Raw genomic sequence first — 3,263 nt, 5'->3', positions numbered from 1 at the left:
AGCTTTAAACAAAACTAAGCTAATCTAAAACCAAAATAAAACTACTTAGCAGTGAATCTTTAATATTCTCCCGAGCTAAAGATCAAAATAAAATAGATATAGAAATAAAAGTCCACTTACTTAACTAGTCCTAACTAATCACCTTTAATAAAATAAAAGACTACTTAGCTTACATAGCCTTGCTTATGTAGTTTTTTATCGAACTCTCTTCTATTAAATTCTTAATCTTTTAAATAGTCTTTTAAATAAATCCCTATCTTTTATTCTTACACTTTAAATTCCATATAGATTGCATTTATAAAAGATCTTTTAGTTACTTTGTACTATGTTTAATTAATAACTTAAAAAAGCATTACTTATAACATCTACCTAGCAAATCTACAAAGTTTAAATGCAAATATAGGCGTAGTAAAGAAGGCATTAAAGCTATAGAGATAGCTTTAATGATTGTTAAAGACTATCTTAAGGATAGTCTTTTATTCTTTTATTCTTTTATTCTTTTATTCTGTAGAACTATTAAAAGCTACTTAACATGCTTTAACATTTAAGTAGATTACATGTTTTTAAAGCTTATCTTTTTAAATGTAAGAATTAATAAAAGCTAATTAAGTAAATAGCTAGTCTTTTTCTTACTTTGCTTTTATAATAACCATTTCTTTTCTTTTTTTAAAAATAGCTTCTTTTTTAAATTTGCTTTTATAGCAGCTATTTATTTTTTATGATAAGTCTTTCTTTTTTATAGTAACTCTTTCTTTTCTTTAAAACACCTTCTTGTTTTTAAAAATGGCTTATTTTTTTAAATAGCTTCTTTTTTAAAACAGTACTCTTGCACCTAGTGAGCCACCTATCATTATGTTTTTATCGGTTATAGAACTTCTAAAAGTAAGACCTAGATTCACATATAAGTTATCATTAACTGCTAGTTCTCCTCCACCCATAACTCCTAGAGTTGAACTATAAATATCTGCTAGGTAAGAAAGGTTATAAGCATTACCTACATTAACTAAGCCATTAGCATTAACTGAGTTAATGCCTATTACTGTAGCTACTTCTTTACCTGCACCTTTAGAATTAGTGCCAATTTGACTTTGATTAACAAGTAAGTCTTGTCTTAGCTCTCCTAATATATATACATAGCTAGAGTTTAAAAAGTACTTTCTTACTTCAAGTCCTGCATTTAATGCTAAGTCATGCTTTTGTTGGGCATCTACATTAACTAGTAAGTTAGAAATACTAGTCTTACTTATAGCCTTACCTCTTATAGGTCCATTATAAGCAAAGATATAGCTTAGTCCTACTTGAGGTTTTACTACTACACCTCTAGCAAAGCTAAAGCCATAGCCATAGGTTATATTTACATTAGTGTTATAGTTTTTATAATCATACTTTTGATTAAACTGAGCAAGTAGAGGCATATCATTACTTGCTTGCATAACTTCATTAGTACTACCTAAAAGCTCACTTGCATTAAAGTCTAACTCATGTCTTCCAATAAATACTCTACTATAAACTCCAACACTAGCATTATTACTATCATTAGATAAGAAGTTATTATTACCATTAAACTTACCATAACCATAAGCCATATAAAAACCTAAGATAAAGTTTTTAACTAAGATGTCATAGCCTGTATTAATACCATATAAGCTAGCATTACCTACTTTACTAAAGTTTCCATTACCTATCATAGAAAGCCAGATATTAGAAGGGTATCTTTGTCTTTTACCATATTGATATAAGGCTAGGGTATCTAGACTTGTGCTATTAGTGCTAATATCACTTAATACAGTATTATCATTATCTACATTATTTGTGCTTACTTCACTATTAGTATTATTTATACCACTAGCACTAACATCATTCATAGCAAACTTTTTATACTCTAGCTCTTTTAGTAAAGAGGCATATCTTGGAGTATCACTTCTTTCATAAAAGGCACTACTTAGTTTTACTAGTCTATTAAGTCTTTGACTTTGAGTAGCTAGCATGATTTGGTCTTGTGAGCTTTCTTTTAGATCTAGTCCTGCTGCATGTCTAAGTGAGCTATCTAATGTCTTAGCTGTAGTTACAAAGTAGTTTAGATCTCTTGAAGTATAAAGGGTTTGGTCTAGGTCTTTTATAAAGTTTATTGCAGTATCAGGATTATAAAAAAGAGTACGTAAGATATCATAGCCATTAACACTACTTTGTTTTAAGGCATCTACCCAAGAGTTATTACCTCCTGCTTCCATCCATAAAGCACAGCTAAAGCTATCTCCTCCTACTAAGCAAGCACTAGGAGTAGAAGCACTACTTACTAACTTAGAAGGATCAAGCCTTATTATCTTAAAGCCTATGGAGTTATTAGTTATAACCTTTTGGACTTGTAAGTACTTACCTATGATGTCATTTCCATTACTAGTAATACTTAGCATTCTTTCCATTCTAGCTTTAGCATACTCATAAGGAGAGCTAAACTTTCCTCCATTAGTCTTAGTTAGACTTTCTGTATTAGAAGTAGCATCACTACCAGAAGTAGATGAAGTAGCTGCTGCTATAGCAGTATTAGCTGTATTTGTATTAGTGTTATTAGAAGCACTAGTATTATTATAATTAGTAGTATAGATAGCCTTATCTTCTTCCCAAGGGGCTTTTAGACCTAGTTTATTAAAGACATTACTATCTTTTAAGCTTTCATTAGTAGAAGAACTAGTAATAGTTGCACTTTGTCCTAAAAGACTATAGGTATAGTTTATACCACCATTAGCTTTTAATAACTCATAGTCTTTATTAAGCTCTGCATGACTTAGGCTATTTATATCTCCTATATTAACACTTAGTCTATTTTTAGAACCCATAGATATATCAAAAGTAGCACTACTGGCTACACTTATATGTCCTACTTCAAAACTAGGTTTATTACTTCTATTTACATCTCCAGCTTGTAAGGTTATAAGGCCATTATTTATTAGATTGCCATTACCATTATTAGAAGTTATATTTAACTTAGCACCAGCACCTATATCTATAGTGTTATTATTAATTAGATTCCCACTTACTGTAAGACTAGCGTCTTTTACTCTATCATTAATAGCTGAGCCATCTATTAAGATAGTTCCATAGTTATTAAGATTAGTAGTAGTTATAACTGGAGTTGGAGCTTTATATACATTAGCATAGTCATTTTGGACATGGAGGGTTTTATAGATGTTTGTATCACCACTTACATGTAAGTCTGAAGCACCATCTTGGAAGGTAAGGGTATTAGCGTTTAGGGTGGGAAG

The 3,263-nt window shown here is 30.2% G+C and carries 1 protein-coding gene; it reads right to left on the bottom strand.

What is annotated here, in order from left to right; translation table 11 throughout:
• Positions 1-812: 812 nt before the first annotated feature.
• A partial coding sequence (locus BKH40_RS08460; protein WP_143428485.1) for an autotransporter outer membrane beta-barrel domain-containing protein occupies positions 813-3,263 on the bottom strand: 2,451 nt, incomplete at its 5' end.

The sequence above is a fragment of the Helicobacter sp. 11S02629-2 genome, from assembly GCF_002272875.1.
Taxonomy (GTDB): Bacteria; Campylobacterota; Campylobacteria; order Campylobacterales; family Helicobacteraceae; genus Helicobacter_I.
The sequence above is the reverse complement of the archived record's forward strand: the minus strand, read 5'-3'. Positions and strand labels throughout refer to the sequence as shown.